General features: G+C 72.4%; 17 protein-coding genes. 7 read left to right on the top strand and 10 right to left on the bottom strand.

Annotated features, from left to right (window positions below; translation table 11 throughout):
- Nucleotides 1-57: 57 nt before the first annotated feature.
- Nucleotides 58-792, bottom strand: coding sequence for an NUDIX hydrolase (locus AB0J67_RS24230; RefSeq protein ID WP_363485717.1), 735 nt, complete (start codon nt 790-792; stop codon nt 58-60).
- A 109-nt stretch (nt 793-901) separates the two neighbouring features.
- On the bottom strand, nt 902-1,828 hold the full coding sequence (locus tag AB0J67_RS24225) for a LysR family transcriptional regulator (protein WP_363485716.1): 927 nt from the start codon (nt 1,826-1,828) through the stop codon (nt 902-904).
- A 72-nt stretch (nt 1,829-1,900) separates the two neighbouring features.
- On the opposite strand from AB0J67_RS24225, the gene AB0J67_RS24220 reads away from it, so the two are divergent.
- Nucleotides 1,901-3,157: a DMT family transporter gene (locus tag AB0J67_RS24220; RefSeq protein WP_363485715.1), complete on the top strand. Its 1,257-nt coding sequence runs from the start codon at nt 1,901-1,903 to the stop codon at nt 3,155-3,157.
- Between the two features lie 368 nt (nt 3,158-3,525).
- Here AB0J67_RS24220 and AB0J67_RS24215 read toward each other — a convergent pair whose 3' ends face one another.
- The 3 genes from AB0J67_RS24215 to AB0J67_RS24205 all read right to left on the bottom strand — a co-directional run bounded on the left by AB0J67_RS24215 (nt 3,526) and on the right by AB0J67_RS24205 (nt 7,952).
- A complete protein-coding gene (locus AB0J67_RS24215) occupies nt 3,526-5,004 on the bottom strand; it encodes a saccharopine dehydrogenase NADP-binding domain-containing protein (protein ID WP_363485714.1) in 1,479 nt (492 codons plus the stop codon).
- Nucleotides 5,001-6,311 carry a type III PLP-dependent enzyme gene (locus tag AB0J67_RS24210; protein ID WP_363485713.1) on the bottom strand — a complete coding sequence of 437 codons (1,311 nt, stop codon included), beginning with the start codon at nt 6,309-6,311 and terminating at the stop codon, nt 5,001-5,003. The genes AB0J67_RS24215 and AB0J67_RS24210 overlap by 4 nt, the downstream gene beginning before the upstream one ends.
- Before the next feature lie 108 nt (nt 6,312-6,419).
- Nucleotides 6,420-7,952 (bottom strand): M28 family peptidase, encoded by a 1,533-nt coding sequence (locus AB0J67_RS24205; RefSeq protein WP_363485712.1) that lies wholly within the window; start codon nt 7,950-7,952, stop codon nt 6,420-6,422.
- A 183-nt stretch (nt 7,953-8,135) separates the two neighbouring features.
- Between AB0J67_RS24205 and AB0J67_RS24200 the strand changes: the two genes are divergently transcribed.
- The gene (locus tag AB0J67_RS24200) at nt 8,136-8,555 is read left to right on the top strand and encodes a thioesterase family protein (protein ID WP_363485711.1); all 420 of its coding nucleotides are present in this window, start codon (nt 8,136-8,138) and stop codon (nt 8,553-8,555) included.
- Nucleotides 8,556-8,564: 9 nt separating this feature from the next.
- Here AB0J67_RS24200 and AB0J67_RS24195 read toward each other — a convergent pair whose 3' ends face one another.
- The gene (locus AB0J67_RS24195) at nt 8,565-9,338 is read right to left on the bottom strand and encodes a nucleotidyltransferase domain-containing protein (RefSeq protein ID WP_363485710.1); all 774 of its coding nucleotides are present in this window, start codon (nt 9,336-9,338) and stop codon (nt 8,565-8,567) included.
- Between the two features lie 46 nt (nt 9,339-9,384).
- Here AB0J67_RS24195 and AB0J67_RS24190 point away from each other — a divergent pair, with 46 nt between their 5' ends.
- On the top strand, nt 9,385-10,023 hold the full coding sequence (locus AB0J67_RS24190) for a hypothetical protein (protein ID WP_363485709.1): 639 nt from the start codon (nt 9,385-9,387) through the stop codon (nt 10,021-10,023).
- A 32-nt stretch (nt 10,024-10,055) separates the two neighbouring features.
- Nucleotides 10,056-11,687, top strand: coding sequence for an acyl-CoA dehydrogenase family protein (locus tag AB0J67_RS24185; protein WP_363485708.1), 1,632 nt, complete (start codon nt 10,056-10,058; stop codon nt 11,685-11,687).
- A gap of 136 nt (nt 11,688-11,823) precedes the next feature.
- Here AB0J67_RS24185 and AB0J67_RS24180 read toward each other — a convergent pair whose 3' ends face one another.
- The 4 genes from AB0J67_RS24180 to AB0J67_RS24165 form a co-directional block, all read right to left on the bottom strand.
- Nucleotides 11,824-12,276, bottom strand: a complete 453-nt coding sequence (locus tag AB0J67_RS24180; protein WP_363485707.1) for a hypothetical protein — start codon at nt 12,274-12,276, stop codon at nt 11,824-11,826.
- Nucleotides 12,277-12,481: 205 nt separating this feature from the next.
- Entirely contained in the window at nt 12,482-12,787 is a 306-nt protein-coding gene (locus AB0J67_RS24175; protein WP_363485706.1) for a DUF4190 domain-containing protein, read from the bottom strand.
- Nucleotides 12,788-12,887: 100 nt separating this feature from the next.
- Complete coding sequence (locus AB0J67_RS24170) at nt 12,888-13,910, bottom strand: hypothetical protein (protein WP_363485705.1); 1,023 nt, start codon at nt 13,908-13,910, stop codon at nt 12,888-12,890.
- Nucleotides 13,911-14,022: 112 nt separating this feature from the next.
- A complete protein-coding gene (locus AB0J67_RS24165) occupies nt 14,023-15,084 on the bottom strand; it encodes a 12-oxophytodienoate reductase (protein ID WP_363485704.1) in 1,062 nt (353 codons plus the stop codon).
- A 61-nt stretch (nt 15,085-15,145) separates the two neighbouring features.
- Between AB0J67_RS24165 and AB0J67_RS24160 the strand changes: the two genes are divergently transcribed.
- The 3 genes from AB0J67_RS24160 to AB0J67_RS24150 all read left to right on the top strand — a co-directional run bounded on the left by AB0J67_RS24160 (nt 15,146) and on the right by AB0J67_RS24150 (nt 19,474).
- Nucleotides 15,146-15,487, top strand: a complete 342-nt coding sequence (locus AB0J67_RS24160; RefSeq protein WP_363485703.1) for a MerR family transcriptional regulator — start codon at nt 15,146-15,148, stop codon at nt 15,485-15,487.
- A 151-nt stretch (nt 15,488-15,638) separates the two neighbouring features.
- Nucleotides 15,639-16,367: a peptidase E gene (locus tag AB0J67_RS24155; RefSeq protein WP_363485702.1), complete on the top strand. Its 729-nt coding sequence runs from the start codon at nt 15,639-15,641 to the stop codon at nt 16,365-16,367.
- Between the two features lie 365 nt (nt 16,368-16,732).
- On the top strand, nt 16,733-19,474 hold the full coding sequence (locus AB0J67_RS24150) for a carbohydrate binding domain-containing protein (protein WP_363485701.1): 2,742 nt from the start codon (nt 16,733-16,735) through the stop codon (nt 19,472-19,474).
- The last annotated feature ends 96 nt before the right edge of the window (nt 19,475-19,570 follow it).

Here is a 19,570-nt window from a genome sequence, read left to right as displayed (position 1 = left end):
CGGACGCGGTGCCGCCCGTGCCGTGCTCACGGCGCGGGCGGGGCCGCCGTCAGGTCGTCAGGCCGCCTTCGGCCAGAGCCCGCGGGCCAGCGCGAACGCGTACGCGGCGAGCGTGAAGGCGTCACCGAGCACCCCGTCCCGGATCATCTGCGTGAACTCGTCCGGGGTGACCGTGACGAACTGGTCGATGCCCTCCTCGGTCGCGCCCGCCGGGCGCTCGGCGGGCACCTGCGACAGGTAGGCCAGGTAGATCTCGTCGCCGCCCACCTCGGCGCCGGTGTCGGTGTCCAGCGCGCCCAGGAACACGACCTCGCCGGCCGGCGCGCCCACCTCCTCCTCGACCTCGCGCGCGGCGGTCGTGGCGCCGTCCGCGCCGGGCTCGGCGAAGCCGCGCGGGATCTCCCAGTGCCAGCGGCGGGTGGCGTGGCGGAAGTGGCTGACCAGCAGGATGCGGCCGTCCGGCAGCAGCGGCAGCACCGCCGCGCCGGTGCCCTCGTGCGGCGACATCTGGCGGATGTAGACACCGAGTCCGCCGTCGCGGAAGCGCACCGCGTCGCGTACCAGCAGCAGGTACCTGTCGGCGTAGACCACGCCGATGTCGCCGTTCTCCTCCGGCAGCCCCGCCCGGCCCAGCTTCGCGGCGGAGTCGTCGGCCACCTGCTGCTGCAGCACCGGGTCGACGACGATCTCGAACGCCGCGCCCGGCGGGTTCTCGAACAGCTGCGGGCGCTGCTCGCGCAGCCGGTCGTACGCGGCCAGGCGGGCGGCCCGCCGGGACTGCTGGTCGGTCATCGGGCACGCCAATCTGCCGAGGGACATCGGCCATCGAGCCTATCGGCCGGCCGGAGCGGGCGCTGTCCACGGACGCATCGCCGACATCGTCGTGATCGGAGTGTCCGGGTCACGCGGGCTCGGTGCGCAGCACCTTGTCCAGGCCGCGCATGCGCGCGACGACCAGGTCGACCACCACCCGGCTGGCGGGGGAGAGCTCGCCCTGGCGGTGCACCACGGCGAACGTCTCGTACATCGCCGGGCGCAGCGGGGCCCAGCCCAGGCCGGCGGGCAGCCGGTCGCCGAGCGCGTGCAGCACGCCACGCCAGGTGACCGTGTCGGCCAGGCCGCGGGCGGCGATGTCCAGCGCGGTCTCGGTGTCCTCCACCTCGATCCGGGGCCGCAGCGAGTGGCCGGTGCGCTGCACGGCCTGGACCAGCTGGCGGCGGGTGGTGTCGGTCTCGCGCCAGCTCGCGTCCGGCAGCACCAGCTGCGCGCCGGCCAGCCCGGCCGGGGTGACCCGGGCGTGCAGCCGGGCCGGGTCGGCGCTGACGTAGACCAGCTCGTCGCGCAGCACCGGGGTGACCACCAGGTTCTCGTCCTCGACCGGCAGCGCGATCACCGCCGCCTCCAGCCGCCCCTTGCGCAGGTGCTCCAGCACCTCGGCCGAGTTCTGCCCGACGAGTTCGAGGCGGACCCCCGGATGCCGCTGCAGCACGTCGGCGACCAGGTCGGCGGTCAGGTAGAACCGGGCGGTGCGGAACACGCCGAAGCGCACCGTGCCGGTGAGCAGCTCGCGCACCGAGGCCACCGCGCGCCCGGCCTCGTCGACCGCGGCCAGCGCCGCGGCGGCGTGCGGGGCGAGCACCCGGGCCGCCTCGGTCGGCACCAGGCCGCGCCCCACCCGCCGGAACAGGGTCGTGTCCAGGCCCTGCTCCAGCAGCCGCACCTGCTCCGAGATCGACGGCTGTGCGTAGCCGAGCACGCCAGCGGCGGCCGTGAACGAGCCGTGTTCCAGGGTGGCGAGGAAGCAGCGGAGCTGGTGCAGCGAAATCAAAGGTTTCTCCTGTGGAATCTGCTGGAATCCAAGGCTACCTCGATGGCTCGATCCGGCCTAACGTTGCCGACCATGACCACCACCGTCTCCGCCGCTCCAGCGGTGGTCCCGAGCGTGCCCCGCAACGTGCGCCGCGGCACCCTGCTGGTCCTGGTCTCGGCGGCCGGGTTCGGCATGTCGGCGGTGTTCGCCAAGCAGGCGTACGCGGCCGGGTTCAACGTGCCCACCATGCTGTCGGCCCGGTTCGCCATCGCGTCCGTGCTGCTGTGGGCCGTGGTCGCCTGGCGGCGCCCGAAGCTGCCCACCGGCCGGACGCTGCTGGCCTGCATCGGGCTGGGCGCGGCCGGCTACGCGCTGCAGGCCGGCTTCTACTTCGGCGCGCTGGCCCGCATCGACGCCTCGCTGACCGCGCTGCTGCTGTACGCGTACCCCGGCCTGGTCACCGTGCTCGCCATCACGCTGCGCCGGGAGCGGCCCGACCGCCGCCGGGTCGCCGCGCTCGGCTGCTCGGCGCTGGGCATGCTGCTGATGCTCGGCGCGGGCGGCGTCGGCGGCTCCGCCGCCACCGGCGGGGTGCTGCTGGCGCTGGGCGCCGCCGTCGCGTACGCCCTCTACCTGACCGTCTCCGACGGGCTGCCCCGCGACTTGGACCTGTTCGTGGTGACCGCGATCGTGTGCACCTCGGCCGCGGCGAGCCTGGCCGTCTTCGGCGCCGTCACCGGCAGCCTGCGCGCCCCCGCCGACGCCGCCGGCTGGTGGTGGGTGGCGCTGATCGCGGTGTGCTCCACGGTGATCCCGATCGCGGGCATGTTCTTCGGCGTACGCGACGTCGGCGCGTCCACCGCGGCCATCCTGTCCTGCGCGGAGCCCGCCGTGACCGTGGCCACCACGGCCCTGGTCTACGGCGAGCGGCTGAGCCCGCTGCAGGCGCTGGGTGGTCTCGCGGTGCTCGCCTCGGTGGCCGTGCTGCAGGTGCGCCGCCGCCGCGCGCCCCGTCCCGCCCCCGCGGCACCCGGCGCGTCCGCCCCGCGGCGCCTGGGCCCGGACGCCGCGCCCGTTCCGGCGGAGACGGCGGTATCCTGCGGCGTCCCCTCGGAGCCCGCCGGAGAAGAGACCACCAGTGAGACGACTTCTGCCGCTCGCCGTCGCGGTGGTGGTGCTCGGTGGCGGCTGCGGCCCCTCCGCCGCACCGGCGGCCCCGGCACCCGCCCCGGCGGCCTCCAGCGCGCCGCCCGCGCCCTCCGCGCCGGCCGCTCCGTCGCCCGCCAGGCTCACCCCGGCGCAGACGCTGACCGCGGTCCTGCTCACCGACGAGGCGCTGGCGGCTGACTCGCTCCTCGCCCAGGTCGGCATCGACCGCACCTTCGACGCGGTGCACGTGCCGAACTACCCGTACGGCGTGGTGACCGCCTGCGGCGAGCGGGCCGCGTCGTCGACGGCGGACGCGCCGAAGTCGAAGTCGCTCGACGCGCCGCGTATCGCGCCCTCGCGCACCCCGTTTTGCATAGACGTTGGCCTATCTGGATGACTTTTTCGAGATCGAACTCATCCAGATAGGCCAACGTCAATCAGATGCCAGGCGCTCCGCCACGCCGGGCAGGACGGCGAACGGCCCCGGCTACCGCAAGGTGACCGGGGCCGGCGTCAAGAAGGTGCCCTTCCTCTACGCATACCGTTAAGAAGGTGCCCTTCCTTGCCTAGACCAGGAAGTTGGCGAAGGCCCAGGGCTCGTCGTCGTCGTGGGGCTCGGCGCGGAAGTTGGCGAACGGCTCGTAGTACGAGCTGCGCGGGGTCCAGTCGGTGTGCACCGACGGGACCGCGCCCAGGTACGGGTTGGCCACCTCGAGCACGGCCTCGGGGTCGAGGTCGTCCGGGACGCACAGGCCCCGGTTCGGGTTGTTGACCATCCAGTACACGGCGCCCAGCACCGACGCGGCGACCTGCAGCGTGGTGGCGTTCTGGTGCGCCACCAGCGCGCGGGACTCGTTGATGTCGAGCTGCGAGCCGACCCACCAGCCGTTGAGGTCGTGGCCGAGCAGCAGCACGCCGAGCTCGTCCATGCCGCTGACGATCTCGTCGTTCATGATCCGCTGGTTGGTCTGCAGCTCGTACCCGTTCATGCGGCACTCGTGCAGCGAGTTCAGCGCGGCGTCGGTGGGCATGTACGCGTAGTGCACGGTGGGGCGGTAGACCGCCTTGCCGTCCTCCCACACGGTCAGGTGGTCGCTGATGGTGAAGGCCTCACCGTGGCGGACGACCATGCCGATGATCGGGCCGCCGATCGGCACCCAGGAGCGGACCTGGGTGGTGATGCCGGTCTGCGCGAGGCAGATCTGGTTCTGCGGGCCGGTCTCGTGGGTGTACGCGTGCTCGGGCAGCTTCGGCTCGTGCGTGCCCCAGCCCATCTCGGCGGGGGCGATGCCCTCCTCGTAGAAGCCCTCCACGGACCAGGTGTTCACGAACTCGCCCACCTGCTTGGGCTTGTCGCTGATCTGGGTGTCCCGCTCCGAGATGTGGATGACCTTGGTGCCGGTGAGCATGCCCAGGGCCGCGAAGTCGCGGTTGGCCAGGGCCTCCTCCAGCTTGGCCTTGCGGTCGGCGGCCAGCGGCTGGGGCAGGCGCTCGGGCTCCTTGAGCATCGCGGTGGCGATGTCCTGCAGCGCGATCTTGGTCCAGTGGCTGACCAGGCCGGGGTTGGCGCCGTGCTCGACGACGGCGGTGGGCCCGTCCTTCTTCCAGCCCTTGGCCCGCTCGCGCAGCTTCATGTGCCGGGCGTAGAGGGTGCGCGACTGCGGCGTGGCGTTGAGCTGGTCGGCGTAGGGGTCCCACTCCTCGACGGAGGTGTCGACGTAGAGGACGCCGTGGCGCTGGCACCAGTCGATGATCACGCCGGTGTCGATGTTCCACGCCAGGTTGATCAGCAGGTCGCCGTCGCCGAGGTGCTTGGCGAGCTCGGTCTCGATGTTCTCCGGCGTGATGCGCTCACGCAGGTAGGTGGCGCCCGCCGCGACGGCCTCGGCGGCCGTGTGGGCGAGGTCCTCGAAGTCCATGATCGTCAGGCGCGTGAAGTCCATGTCGAGGTGGCGCAGCAGCAGGGGCTGCAGGCACTGCGATACCGAGCCGCTGCCGAGCAGGAGGATACGGCCGCCGAAGGCGAGCTGGGGAATGGTCGTCACGCGTTGTCTCCGATGCAGAATGTTGCCAGTGGTGCAAAGCCGTTGAAACCAACGGAAGAATACGTGGTGGTATAGGCACCAGTGCCCAGGATGTCCACGTAATCGCCTGGTTTGAGATCGAGCGGCAGCCGGTACGGCGCCTTCTCGTACAGGATGTCGACGCTGTCGCAGGTCGGCCCGGCGAGCACGACCGGACCGGTCGGCTCCCCGTCGCGCGCGGTGACCAGGCGGTACTGGATCGCCTCGCCCTCGGTCTCGGCCAGCCCGCCGAATCGGCCGATGTCCAGGTAGACCCATCGGTGATCGTCGTCGTAGGACTTCTGCGACACGAGCACGACCTGTGCCCGCAGCACTCCCGTCTCGGCCGCGATGAACCGGCCGGGCTCGATCGCCAGCGACGGCCGGTACGGGCCGAAGTGGCGCTCCACCGCCGAGTTGATCGCATCCGCGTACGCCTCGATCGGCGCGACGGGGACCTGGTAGCCGGTGGGGAACCCGCCGCCGCAGTTGAGCAGCGTCAGGTGGATGCCCCGCTCGGCGAGCTCGCGGAAGACGCGGGCGGCCTGGGCGACGCTGGGATCCCAGCGGGTCGGGTCCAGCTGCTGCGAACCGACGTGGAACGACACCCCGATCGGGGTGAGCCCGAGCTCGCGGGCCTGCTCCAGCAGCCGCACCGCCATGTCCGGGGAGCACCCGAACTTGCGGCTCAGCGGCCACTGGGCGCCGGCGCTGCCGGCCAGCAGGCGGCAGAAGACGGCGGACCCGGGGGCGTTCTCGGCGAGTTTGTGCAGCTCGGCTTCGCTGTCGAAGACGAACATGCGCACGCCGCGCTGGTACGCGTACCGGATGTCCGACGCTTTCTTGATCGTGTTGCCGTACGACAGGCGGGAGGGGTCCGCGCCTTCGGAGAGGCAGAGATCGATCTCGGCGGGACTCGCCACGTCGAACGAGGAGCCGAGCCGGGCGAGTTGCCTGATCAGCGCCGGCTGGGGATTCGCCTTCACCGCGTAGAAGACCTGCGTCTCGCGGAAGGCATCGGTCAGGCGGCGGAACTGCCGCTCGGCGACCTTCAGATCAATGACCAGGTAGGGAGTCTCTCGCTGGTCTGCATCGAGGAAGTCCTGGATCTCGCGGTTTCCTGCCGCGATCGTGGTGACCAGGGTCTTGCCGTTGGTCATCGCCATCGTCTCGCTAATCCTCCAGTGAAAATGTTGAATGCGGCCGTTCGATTGCCGACGACGGAGTCTAGGGCCAAATGGTGAACGGAGCGCCGCCGGGATGGCGCGACGCACTGTGTTGATGCTCATACTCCCTGTGGGTGACGGCACCCCATATAGATGACCCCCTCGTCACAGACGCTCGCGGCTGCGCCCACGCCGCCGTGACGGCGCGGGCGGAGCCGCGAGACGGGTGGATCAGGAGACGGTGATCTTGACGTCGTCGACGCCCGCCTCGACCAGGCTCGCGCCGGAGGCGTCGGCGGCGGTCACCAGGATCCGCACCGACTGCCCGGCGTACGCCGAGATGTTCCAGGTGCCCACCGCCCACGAGCCGTTGCGGTTGCTGGCCGCGCCCGCCTGCGTGAACAGCGTCGTGGTGCCGCCGCTGTGCACGATCGAGACCCGGAGGTAGTCGGCGCTGGACGCGTTGGACCCGTGCGCCAGGTACCAGTTCGCGCTCAGGTTGATGGTGCCGCTCGCGGGCAGGGTGATCGCCGGGGACCGGATGCTGGTCACGCCGCCGTCGATGTCGTAGTCGCCGGCCGCGGCGCCCGCCAGCCGCCCGGTCACCAGGTCGTTGCTCCCGGAGACGGTGGTGCCGAGCTGCTTGATGCCGCTGGAGTTGGTGTCGGCCGGGTCGCCGCGCTCCCAGGTGCCGGTGGTCGCGGTGTCGGTGCCGCTCGGGTTGGCGGTCCAGCCGGTGGCCGTCTCGAACGTGTCCTGCCACACCGTGGTGGCGGGCGTCCCGGTGGCCAGCGTCCACAGCGCGTACGCCGCGGCGTCACCGGAGCGGTTCAGCACCGTGTCGCTGATGTTGGCCGGGTACGTGTCGCACGAGGCGTGGTAGCAGGGGTCGTAGTCGCCGGTGGTGCCGCCCCACTTGGCCACCTGCGCCGAGGTCTTGTTCGCGCTCGCGCCGGCCGCCACGCCCGAGGTCTGGATGCCGACGGCGTTGAACGACGCGTCGTCGGAGCGCCCCGCGCCCTCGACGTTCTCCTCCGGGGCCAGGCCCGGGAAGTTCGCGTCGTAGTACGCCTTCAGCGTCTGGCCCAGGCTGGAGGTGATCCGGTTGATGAAGTAGCCGCCGTTGGTGGAGGCGACCATGTCGAAGTTGAAGTAGCCCTTGATCTTGGTGCGCTCGGTGGCCGGCAGGCTGTTGGCGTAGAACTCCGAGCCGTTGAGGCCCTGCTCCTCGTCGGTCCAGAAGCCGAACCGGACGTGGTTGAGCATGGACGGCTTGGTCGCGGCCAGGGTCAGCGCCAGCTCCAGCACGGTGCCCGAGCCGGAGGCGTTGTCGTTGATGCCTGGACCCGCGGCGACGCCGTCCAGGTGCGCGCCGAACATGTAGACCGTGTTCGCGTCGCCGCCCGGCCAGTCCGCGATGACGTTCGGCCCCGCGCCGCTGGTGCAGCCCGAGGTGCAGTTCTGCTTCACCACACTGAAGCCCGCCGCGACCAGCTTGTCGTAGACGTAGTTCACCGACGCGGTGTATCCGGCGGTGTTGGAGCGACGGTTGCCGCCGTTGGCGTTGGCGATGTTCTGGAACTGCTGCAGGTGGGCCTTGACGTTGGTCAGCGAGATGTCCGGGGCGGCGAGGGCGGCCGCGGCCACGGGTGCGGGCTGGGACGCGCCGCCGGGTGCGGCCGCGTTGGCGGCGGGCGCCGCGGCCAGCGCGGTGCCGGCGAGGGCGAGGGTGAGCAGGGCGCGCATTGCTGCGTACGGGCGCAAGGCTGTGCTCCTCAACGGATTGCAGGGCGTGCCGGGGGTTACCGGCGAGCGCAGACTAGCCATCGAAACGATTAATGTGAATACGTGGCGGGTGCGCTTGACCTTGTCGTGACCTGAGCGCCGCGATCCACTTATCGATCGTTCAGATATGCTGGACAGTGCTTGATCGTGGAGGAGCGTGCGATGGCCGACGCCGTGCTCACCTACCGGGGCGTGGTGTACCCGTGGCACTGCGACCACATGGGGCACATGAACGTCATGTGGTACGTCGGCAAGTTCGACGAGGCCACCTGGAACCTCTTCGACACGGTCGGCATCACGCCGGACTACCTCAGGGCGGCGTCGCGCGGCATGGCGGCGGTGGAGCAGCACATCACTTACCAACGGGAACTGTTCGCCGGCGACACGGTCATCGTCACCTCCACGCTGCTGGAAGTGCGGGACAAGGTGCTGAAACTGCGCCACGAGATGCGCAACGCCGCCGGACAGACCGCGGCGGTCACCGTGCTCACCGCCGTACACCTCGACACCGCGCACCGGCGCTCCTGCGCGATGCCCCCCGAGATCCTCGACGCCGCCCGCGAGCTGCTCCCCGACGACTGAGCCGCTGGGTCAGGCGTGGCGGGCGTGGGCGTCGGCGACCACGGCGGAAATCAGCTCCGTGGCGGCGGTGCCGTCGGCGGCGGTGAACGGCTCGTCCTCGCCCGCGCGGGAGCGGGCGGCGCGCTCGCACAGCCCGGCCCACCGCGGGAAGTGCTCGGCGGTGTACTCCGCCGCACCCGTCTTCGAGGTGACCTCGCCCGTGGCCAGGGTGTGGTGCAGCCGGCCGGCGCCGGTCACGCCCCAGCGCACCGACTCGGCGGGCACCGGCGTCTCCGGCGGGATCGCCGCGAACTGCGCCGCCGCCCGGCCCGCGAAGTCCGTCCAGTAACCGGCCAGGTTGCCCAGCAGCCAGTCGCGCAGCGCAGCCGCGTCGAGCGCGACGTGCGGCCGCTCGCCCAGGATCGGCAGGCCGTGCCGGGCCAGCTCCAGCCAGGTCACCGGGTTGAACTGCCCACCGGGCTTGGCCGGCTGGAAGTCGCCCGCCAGGATCTGCGGCGCGGTGCCGTCCCCGGCCGGCGGCGCCGCGAGCTGCGCCCTGGTCAGGTAGATGCCGTCGTAGTCGGGCCCGCCCGTGGGCAGCGACGCGTGCGCCTTGGCGAGCGCGGCCAGCTCGTCGGCCGTGGCCGGGCGGTCGGTCACCGCGACGAAGTCGATGTCGCTGAGGCCCGGCCGGTAGTCGCCCAGCGGCACCGACCCGGTCACGAACAGCCCCGTGACCAGCCCCGGCACCGACTCGTCCAGCGCCCGCACGTGCGCCGCCGTGATCCACAGTTCCTCGAGCACCGCCCGAGTATCCCCGACGGGGGGTGAGCGGGCTTAGGGTGGCGGGGTGAAGCTTGACATGGGTCGATGGGGGCGGTTGTTCTCGCCGGCGGGGCTGGTGCTGGCGGGGTTGCTGTTCCTGGCGCCCTTCCTGGCGGTGTCGTGTGACGCGCCGGGTGGGTACGGGCGGGCGGCGCCGGGCGGCACGACCACGTACACGGGGTGGGACCTGGCCACCGGCGGGACGCCGGACGTGTCCGCCGACCACCTGCGGCCGGCCGGGCAGCGGCGCGACGACGTGCTGCCGCCGCAGCCGCTGGCGGGTGCGGTGCTGGTGCTGGTCGTGATCGGAGTGCTGGTCACGGTCGGGGTCGGGCGGGCGCGCACCCGGCGTGGGGTGGTCGCGGTGATCGCCGCGATCGGCGCGCTGTTCCTGCTGGTCAACCAGGCCACGGCGCGGGTGCTGATCGAGGAGAGGCTGCGCGAGCAGATCACCGCGCCGCTGCCCGCCGGCAAGCAGGTCGGCGACTTCGTGCAGGACCAGGGCGGGTTCGCGTTCGCGCTGCTGGCCCTGGTGCTGGTGGCGCTGGGCAACGTGGCCGGCTGGCTGCGCCTGGTCCGCGTGCCGCGCCCGGACGCCGCGCCGGCGCCGCCGGACACCGCGCCCACGCTGCCGGACGCCACGGCACCGGCGGCCGAGGGCTAACGCTCGTTCAGTCGATGCGGCAGGATGTGGGGATGGCCGCCACCCACGAGGTCCGCAACCAGGTCCCGCCGCTGACCGGGCACGACGTCGCCGCCGACCCCGCGCTGCGGGAGGCCGTGGTGCGCGAGGGGGCCGGCTGGCACCTCGACGACCTGCACCGGCTGGGCCGGCTCGCGGGCACCGAGCGGGCCCAGCGCTGGGGCGACGAGGCCAACCGGCACGAGCCGGTGCTGCGCACGCACGACCGGTACGGCAACCGGGTGGACGAGGTCGACTTCCACCCGTCCTGGCACGAGCTGATGCGCGTCGCGATCGGCGAGGGCCTGGCCGGCGGCCCCTGGGCCGACCCGCGCCCCGGCGCGCACGTGGCCCGCGCCGCCGGGCTGCTGGTGTGGAGCGTCGTCGAGCAGGGGCACGCCTGCCCGGTGTCGATGACGTACGCCGCGGTGCCCGCGCTGCGCGCCCAGCCCGACCTCGCCGCCCGGTTCGAGCCGCTGCTGACCAGCCGCGAGTACGACCCCGGCCTGCGCGCCCCCGAGGGCAAGCGCGGCCTGCTGGCCGGCATGGGCATGACCGAGAAGCAGGGCGGCTCCGACGTACGCACCAACACCACCACGGCGACCCCGGCCGGCGACGGCAGCTGGCTGCTGCGCGGGCACAAGTGGTTCACCAGCGCGCCGATGAACGACCTGTTCCTGGTGCTGGCCCAGGCGCCCGGCGGGCTGTCGTGCTTCCTGGTGCCGCGGGTGCTGCCCGACGGCACCCGCAACGTGTTCCGCATCCAGCGGCTCAAGGACAAGCTCGGCAACCGCAGCAACGCCAGCAGCGAGCCCGAGTTCGACGACACCGTCGCCTGGCTCGTCGGCGAGCAGGGCCGGGGGGTCGCGGTCATCATCGAGATGGTGTCGCTGACCCGGCTCGACTCCAGCCTCGGCTCGGCGGCCGGCATGCGGGCCGCGCTCATGCAGGCCGTGCACCACGCCCGGCACCGGCACGCGTTCGGCGGGCCGCTGCTGGCCAAGCCGCTGATGCGCAACGTGCTGGCCGACCTCGCGGTCGAGTCGGAGGCGGCGACCACGCTGGTCCTGCGGGTCGCGGGCGCGGTGGACCGGGCGGCCCGCGGCGACGCCGCCGAGCGGGAGTTCGCCCGGCTGGCCACCGCGCTGGGCAAGTACTGGGTGTGCAAGCGGCAGCCCGCGATGGTCGCCGAGGCCCTGGAGTGCCTGGGCGGCAACGGCTACACCGAGGACTCCGGCATGCCCAGGCTCTACCGCGAGGCGCCGCTCAACGGCATCTGGGAGGGGTCCGGCAACGTCAACGCCCTGGACGTGCTGCGCGCGCTGGCCAAGGAGCCGCAAAGCCTCGCCGCGTACGAGCGCGAGGTCGGCCTCGGCCTCGGCGGCGACGACCGGCTCGACCAGGCGTGGCAGGAGCTGCGCAAGGAGCTCGCCGACACCGGCGAGCGGGAGCTGCGGGCGCGGCGGCTCGTCGAGCGGATGGCGCTGGTGCTGCAGGGGTCGCTGCTGGTCCGGCACGCCCCGGCCGCGGTCGCCGACGCGTTCTGCGCCTCCCGGCTCGCGGGCGACCGGGGGCTGGCCTTCGGCACCCTGCCGCCCGGCCTGGACCTGACCGCGATCCTCGACCGCGTGCCGCCCGCCGCCTGACCGGGACCGCAACGCGCGGAGCGGGGCAGTCAGGCTCCCGCCTGATCGGGCCGGAACGCGCGGGGCCGGGCAGCCCCGGTCCGTGCCTGGTCGGGGCCGGAACGCGCTGGGCGGCGCAGCTCCGGCCCGTGGGGCGTCAGCCGCTGGTGGCCACGAGCAGGGCGGTCAGGCCGCACAGGAACACGCCCCAGTGGACGAAGTGCAGGCTGGTCAGCAGGCCCTGACCGCTCTGCGGCCGCGGCCCGGTGCGCGAGCGCGGCGGCGGCAGCTCCTGCAGCTGCACGTCGACCGGCAGCGGAAGGGTGCGCTGCAGCTGCGCGGCCCGGCGGTGGTGCTCGGCGATGTCGCGGCGGCACATCGCCACCACGGCCCAGCCCGCACCGCCCAGACCCATCAGCGTGAACGCGGCCGGGATGAGCACGCCCATCGCATCGGCGGCGTCCTGGCCGACGACGGCGACCAGGGCCAGCCCGAGGAGCAGCCCTCCGGCGACGAGACAGGCCGCGCTGCACACCACGGCCAGCAGCAGCCGCTGGCGGATGTCCGCCCGCTCCTCCTGCCACAGCCGCAGGTAGAGGTCCTGTTGCACCGCGCGCTCCCTTCGTCGGTCCGGTCGCGCGTCACGGTAGCGGAACGGCCCGCCCGCCGCAGTCCCGTGTGGACAGCAGACTGCGCCGGACGGGCCGCGCTCCGTCGGGAGATCGCCGTATCCGGTCGAGAAGTGTGGTCAGACCCCACTTCACGACCGGAACCCACGCATCCCACGGGCCGGAGAACCCGCACCGCGGTGCGGCTCAGGCGCCGACGGTCGAGGCGGTGCTGGCGAAGATGCCGAACATCGCGCACCACACCGCGAACATCGCGATGAACAGGCCGGTCAGCACCCAGCCGATGACGACGGCCGCGGTGGCGAACTCGACGCCGCGCTCGCCGCTGACGGCGATCTGCTGCTTGGCCTTGCCGCCGAAGTAGATGCCCAGCGGCGGGAACACGAAGATGGCCAGCACCAGCGCCAGGATCGCGTAGGTGTTGTACGGCGGGTACTGCGGATACGGCGGGTACGGCGGCTGTCCCTGGGGCGGCGGAAGCTGGTCCGTCATCGATGTCCTCCCTGCGTCTGAGGTGCAGGGTAGGACCCCCGCGCCAGCCCCGCCGCCGGACCGGACCGGTCCCGCGGCGGGGTGCTGCCGTCCGGTGTGGTCAGACGCCCTGCCAGTCGTGCTCGTACCCCTGGTGCAGGAAGGTGCGGGTGGCGCCGTTGCGCAGGGTGACCCACGCCTTGCCGTTGCGGCCCGCGGTGACCAGGACCCTGCCGTCGCCGGCCGGTGACGGGACGGCCGAGTGCTCCCAGTTCACGCCGACCTGCGTGGCCGGGCCGGTGCCGGTCGCGGGCGCCGACATGACCTGCAGTGGCCCGACCTGCGGGTCCGGCTCGAAGCGCGGCCGGGTCTGCTGGGTCCACAGCACCCGCGACGAGTCGGCGGTGAACGCCGGCACGGTGGCGAACCCGTCGAGCGTCGCGCCGCCGCCGCCGAACGCGGCGACCCACCACTCCTCGCCGGTGCCGACCTCCAGCACCGACAGGCAGTCGTCGAAGATCGCCCAGCACTCCCCGTTCGGGTACGCGATCCAGCGGCCGTTGGGCGACCACGCGATCGCCAGCGAGTCGTGCAGCACGTCCCAGCCGGTCGCCGCGGCCGCCGCCCGTGGCTGCTTGGCCGGCAGGCCCTGGGCGAGCCGTCGCGCCGCGGCGCTCAGGCGCGTCTCGACCCTGCTGACGACGGCCCTCGTCGCGGCCGCGCCGGGTGCGGCGAAGTCGGCGATGTGGATCGTCGGCGCGTAGACGCTCAGGCCGTACGCGTACGCGAGCTTCGTGCCGTCGGGCGACCAGGCCCCGGCGCCGACGTGGCCGGTCGTGGTGATCCGCTGGTCGGCGGTGAACGTGTGCGTGGTGGCGCTGTAGTGGCCGTAGTACAGGTCGCCGTGCCGCAGGACGGCCAGGCCGCCCCCCGTGCCGGGCTGCCAGCGCGGCCACAGGTAGCCGCCGCCGGTGGTGGCCTGCCAGACCGCGCCCGACGGCTCGGCGACGAACAGGTTCCCGCCCCTGATGAATGCGATCAGCCCCGGCGCGCCGGGGTTCACGGCCGCCGCCGGCGACGCCGGAGCCAGGACCGTGGCGGCGAGCAGGCACAGCCCCGCCGCGATGGTGCGCAACGCCCTCATGGTTTCCCCTCACCTAAGGAACTGCACGTGCGTCGATGCTAGGGCCGCCGTTTCCGCTGATCTGTCCCCAAGTAGACGGCTGTTCCATATCGGACACAGGCTGGGCGGGAGCCTAGAAGTACGTGTCCTCGTCGGCCTTGCGGTAGTCGCGGATCTCGTCGAGGCGACCGGCCGCGGCCAGCGTCACCCACGCCGGGTTGCCGAGCAGCACGCGGCCGAGCGCGACCAGGTCGTACTCGCCCGCGTCATGGCGGCGCAGCAGCTCGCGCAGGTCGTCGGAGCCGAGGAAGTCGCGGGTCAGGCCGACCGAGCCGACGGTGATCGCGGGCAGGCCGGTCAGGTGCCGGGCCCAGCCGGCCAGGTTGCGCGGCGAGCCGTCGAACACCGGGTCGGCGAACCTGCGCTGCGAGGCGTGCAGCACGTCGGCCCCGGCCGCGGCGAAGGCGTCCAGGAGCACCGCCAGCTCGGCGGGCGACTCCGCGATCCGGGCCGTGAAGTCGCGCTCCTTGAACTGGGAGAACCGTACGATCACCGGCATCGTGGCGGGGACCGCCGCGCGGACCGCCCGCACCACCTCCGCCGGGAACGCGGCCCGCGCGGCGGGCGAGCCGCCGAAGCGGTCGGTGCGGCGGTTGGTGTGCGGCCAGAGGAACTCGTCGAGCAGGTAGCCGTGCGCGGCGTGGATCTCCACCGCGTCGAACCCGGCCCGGACCGCGGCGCGGGCGGCGTCGGCGTACGCGGCGAGCAGGGTGTCGACGTCGGCGAGGGTCATCGCGCGGCCGCCGGGCACGCCCGACGGGGTCCAGGCCGCGATGCCGTCCACCGGCTCGCGCGCGCTGCCGAGATGCCACAGCTGCGCGGCGATCCGGCCGCCGACGGCGTGCACCTCGCCGGTCACCCGCCGCCAGGCGTCCTCGGCCGCACCGGCGGTGAGCCGCGGCACGGTCGTCTCGTGCCCGGCGCTGGGATGATCGACGAGCACCCCCTCGGTGATGATCAGGCCGACGCCGTGCTCGGCCCGGCGCCGGTAGTAGGCGGCCACCTCGGGGGCCGGCACGCCGCCGGGGGAGCGGAACCGGGTCATCGGTGCCATGGCGAACCGGCTGCTCAGCGGCAGGCCGGCGAGCGTCGTCGGCTGCCGGAGCGAGCCCAGGAGGTCGATCGTCGTCGTCATGCGGGTACGGTAAAACCTAACATTGACGTCAAGGGCAAGTGTTGTGACGGGAGAGACACCGATGCGGATCGGCGACCTGGCGGCCGCGACCGGCGCGAGCGCGCGCTCGCTGCGTTACTACGAGGAGCAGGGGCTGCTGGCCAGCGAGCGCAGCTCCGGCGGGCAGCGGCACTATCCCGCCACGGCAGTCGAGCGGGTGGCGCTGATCCAGTCGCTGCTCGCCGCCGGGCTGTCCAGCAGCACCATCCACGACGTGCTGCCGTGCATCACCGAGGAGGCGATCCGCACGCCCTGGCTGGCCGAGCGGCTGCGCGCGGAGCTGGGCCGGGTGGAGACCCAGCTCGACTCGCTGCACCGGACCCGCGACATCCTGGCCGGCCTGGTCGAGCAGTACGCCGTCTGACCCGCGCGGGCCTGGCGACTGCGCCGATCCGCCGATCCTGCCGCGGCCGTGCGGCACACGGCAGCCGTGGCGACCAGCGGGCGGTGTGGGCGGACCGGGATCGGTCCGCGCGGGGCACCTGCAAGGTCGTCGGCGTGGCATGATCGGGCGCGTGCCACGACCACCGCAGATCTTCGCCACGTCCGGACTGCTGCGACCCCTGCCGGGCAGCCCGCCGCGCAGGCGCAGCCAGCTGCTCGATCACGCCGTGTCGCTGACCGGCGTGCCGCGGGCGCGGATCTGCTACGTGCCGACGGCGGTCGGCGACGACCCGGCCGCGATCGCCGCGTTCCACGGGGCGTTCTCCGACACCGAGCACCGGGTCTCCCACCTGCGCCTGTTCCCGCAGCCCAACCAGCCCGGCCTGCGGGAGTTCCTGCTGTCGCAGGACCTGATCTGGGTCAGCGGCGGCAGCGTGGTCAACCTGCTGGCGGTCTGGCGCGCGCACCGGCTCGACGCGATCCTGCGCGACGCGTGGGAGGCGGGCGTGGTGCTCGGCGGCGGCAGCGCGGGCAGCATCTGCTGGCACGTCGGTGGCAGCACCGACTCGTTCTCCGACGACCTGGACCCGGTCACCGACGGCCTGGCGTTCCTGCCGTACAGCAACGGCGTGCACCACGACTACCCGGGCCAGCCGCGCCGGGAACGGCTGGCCGAGTACATCGGCTCCGGTCTGCTGCCCGCGGGCTACGCCACCGACGACGGCACCGGCCTGCACTACGTCGGCACCGAGCTCGCCGAGGCGGTCACCTGCGCGCCGAGCGCCGACGCCTACCGCGTCGAGTCCGGCCCGGACGGCATCGTCCTGGAGCACCCCCTGGGCGCCCGCCTGCTCGACTGAGGCCCCGTCCCGCTGACCACCGGCCCTTGGCCGTGAAGATCGCCGGTTCCGGTCAGAAACTGCGCCCCGAAAACACTTCCTGACCAGAAACGACGATCTCCAGCCGCGCCCGCCGCCCGGCAGGCCCGTGGCGGCGAGTGGCGCGTCGGGGTGTACCCCCTCGGGGTTGAAAGGTCTTTCAGGACCGCTGCGGAGCTGGTGTCGCGGGTCAAGCGCATGCCATAGATGTGTCGCGGTCTTTACATGCCTGAAAACTGTTGCTAGCTTTCAGAAACTTTCAATTGCCTTGCGCAAGAACGGTGGCCGCCGCCGCTCCGCTGACGCGTCCTCCGTCGATGGCGCACGGCCTCGTGTGAGGAGCTGCCGTGAGCGCACGTCGTCGTGCTCGCGCCCGGTGGGGAGCAATGGCGCTCGCCCTGACCGGTCTCGTCGCGAGCCTCGTCCCGCTGCTGACGTTGCCCGCGTCGGCCGCCAACACCGTCACCGTCTTCTACCGTCCCAGCACGAGCTGGACCACGGTGAACATCCACTACGCGCCGACCGGCGGGGCCTGGACGGCCGTGCCGGGCGTGGCCATGGACGCCGCCTGCACCGGGTGGCGCAAGAAGACCATCGACCTGGGGACGGCCACCGGGTTGCAGGTGGTGTTCAACAACGGCTCCGGCACCTGGGACAACAACGGCGGCGCCAACTACGCGCTGGGCACCGGCAACGTGACCGTGTCCGGCGGGGTCAAGGGCGTCGGCGACCCGTGCGGCACCGCCCCGTCGCCGTCGCCGGGCAACAATGTCACCGTGTTCTACCGTCCGAACACGAGCTGGACCACCGTGAACATCCACTACGCGCCCAACGGCGGCGCGTGGACCACGGTGCCCGGCGTGGCGATGGACGGCGCCTGCACCGGGTGGCGCAAGAAGACCATCGACCTGGGGACGGCCACCGGGTTGCAGGTGGTGTTCAACAACGGCTCCGGCACCTGGGACAACAACGGCGGCGCCAACTACGCGCTGGGCACCGGCAACGTGACCGTGTCCGGCGGGGTCAAGGGTGTCGGCGACCCGTGCGGCGCCGCCCCGTCACCGTCGCCGTCGGCCTCCGCGTCCCCGTCCCCGTCCCCGTCGCCGCCCCCCTCGCCGTCGCCCAGCACCCCGCCGCCGGCCACCACCGGCACCATGCTCGGCGGCGACCCGCGCAAGGACTCGATCTACTTCGTGATGACGGCCCGCTTCTACGACGGCGACACCACGAACAACCGCGGCGGCAGCCAGCACACCAAGTCCGGCAACGCCGCCAACGACGACCCGATGTTCCGCGGCGACTTCTCCGGCCTGATCGCCAAGCTCGACTACATCAAGGCGCTCGGCTTCTCCGCGATCTGGATCACGCCGGTGGTGCTCAACCGGTCCGACTACGACTACCACGGCTACCACGGCTACGACTTCTTCCGCGTGGACGCCCGGCTGGAGTCGCCCGGCGCGTCGTACCAGCAGCTCATCGACACCGCGCACGCCAAGGGCCTGAAGATCTACCAGGACGTGGTCTACAACCACAGCTCGCGCTGGGGCGCCAAGGGCCTGTTCACGCCCAAGGTGTACGGCGTGCGCGACACCCAGTGGAGCTGGTACTACGACGTGCCCAACCCGTCGTTCACCTACGACGGCAAGTCGGTCGAGCCGAACTCGGGCAAGAGCCACTACACCGGCGACCTGTGGTCGACGCCGGAGCCGGCGGGCAACACCTGCCGCAACTGGGGCGTGTTCATCGGCAGCTACAGCCAGGAGGGCTACAAGGTCTACCACTGCCAGTGGCCCAACCCGACCTCGGGCATGTTCCCGGCCAGCCTGTTCCACCAGTGCTGGATCGGCAACTGGGAGGGCGAGGACGCGCGCAGCTGCTGGCTGCACGAGGACCTGGCCGACTTCAACACCGAGAACGCCGCGGTGCAGCAGTACCTGATCGACGCGTACAACCGGTTCATCGACATGGGCGTGGACGGGTTCCGCATCGACACCGCCGTGCACATCCCGCGCGTCACCTGGAACCGGCGCTTCCTGCCCGCGCTGGAGGCCAAGCTGATCAGCAAGTACGGCGCGGCCAAGGCCAAGGACTTCTACGTCTTCGGCGAGGTCGCCGCGTTCGTCAACGACAAGTGGAACCGCGGCTCGGTCAACCACTCCGCCCAGTTCTTCACCTGGAAGGAGCGGGCGACCTACAGCGCCGACGACGCCACCGCCGCCATCGAGCAGTTCAACCACGAGAACAATCTCGGCACCGGCAACCAGCCGACCAGCACCAACGCGTTCCTGCAGGGCAACGTCTACCACGCGCCCGACCGGACGAGGTTCTCCGGCATGAACATCATCGACATGCGCATGCACATGAACTTCGGTGACGCGCCCAACGCGTTCAACAACGGCAAGGACTCCGACGACAGCGTCAACGACGCCACCTACAACGTGGTGTACGTCGACTCGCACGACTACGGCCCCAACAAGTCGAGCACCCGCTACGCCGGGGGCACCGACGCCTGGGCCGAGAACGTGTCGCTGATGTGGACGTTCCGCGGCGTGCCGACGCTGTACTACGGCTCGGAAATCGAGTTCCAGGCCGGCCGGCAGATCGACTGCGGGCCGAGCTGCCCGCTGGCGAACACCGGCCGGGCGTACTACGGCGCGAACCTGGAGGGCAGCGTCAGCGCCGCCGACTTCGGGGTGGTGGGCAGCGCCTCCGGGCCGGTCGCCACCACGCTGGGCAAGCCGCTGGTCAAGCACGTGCAGCGGCTCAACCAGATCCGCCGGGCCGTCCCGGCGCTGCAGATGGGGCAGTACTCCACCGAGGGCGTGAGCGGGCAGATGGCGTTCAAGCGCCGGTACACCAGCGGCGGCGTGGACAGCTTCGCGCTGGTCGCGGTGTCCGGCACCGCCACCTTCACGGGCATCCCGAACGGCGTCTACACCGACGCGGTCACCGGGACCTCGGTCACCGTCACGGGCGGCACGCTGACCGCGTCCGTCTCCGGCAAGGGCAACCTGCGGGTGTACGTGCTCAACCTGCCCGGCAACCCGGCCCCCGGCAAGGTCGGCGCGGACACCGCCTGGGCGCGCTGACCGGAGCACGGCGCGGGCCGCGGACGGTGATCTCCGTCCGCGCTTGACACCCTCGGCGGCCGCGTCGGCCAGCTCGGTGGTGATCTGCTCGTCGGT

It is taken from the genome of Catellatospora sp. NPDC049609, assembly GCF_040675365.1.
Lineage (GTDB): Bacteria > Actinomycetota > Actinomycetes > Mycobacteriales > Micromonosporaceae > Catellatospora.
This window is presented reverse-complemented; position numbering and strand designations above follow the sequence as displayed.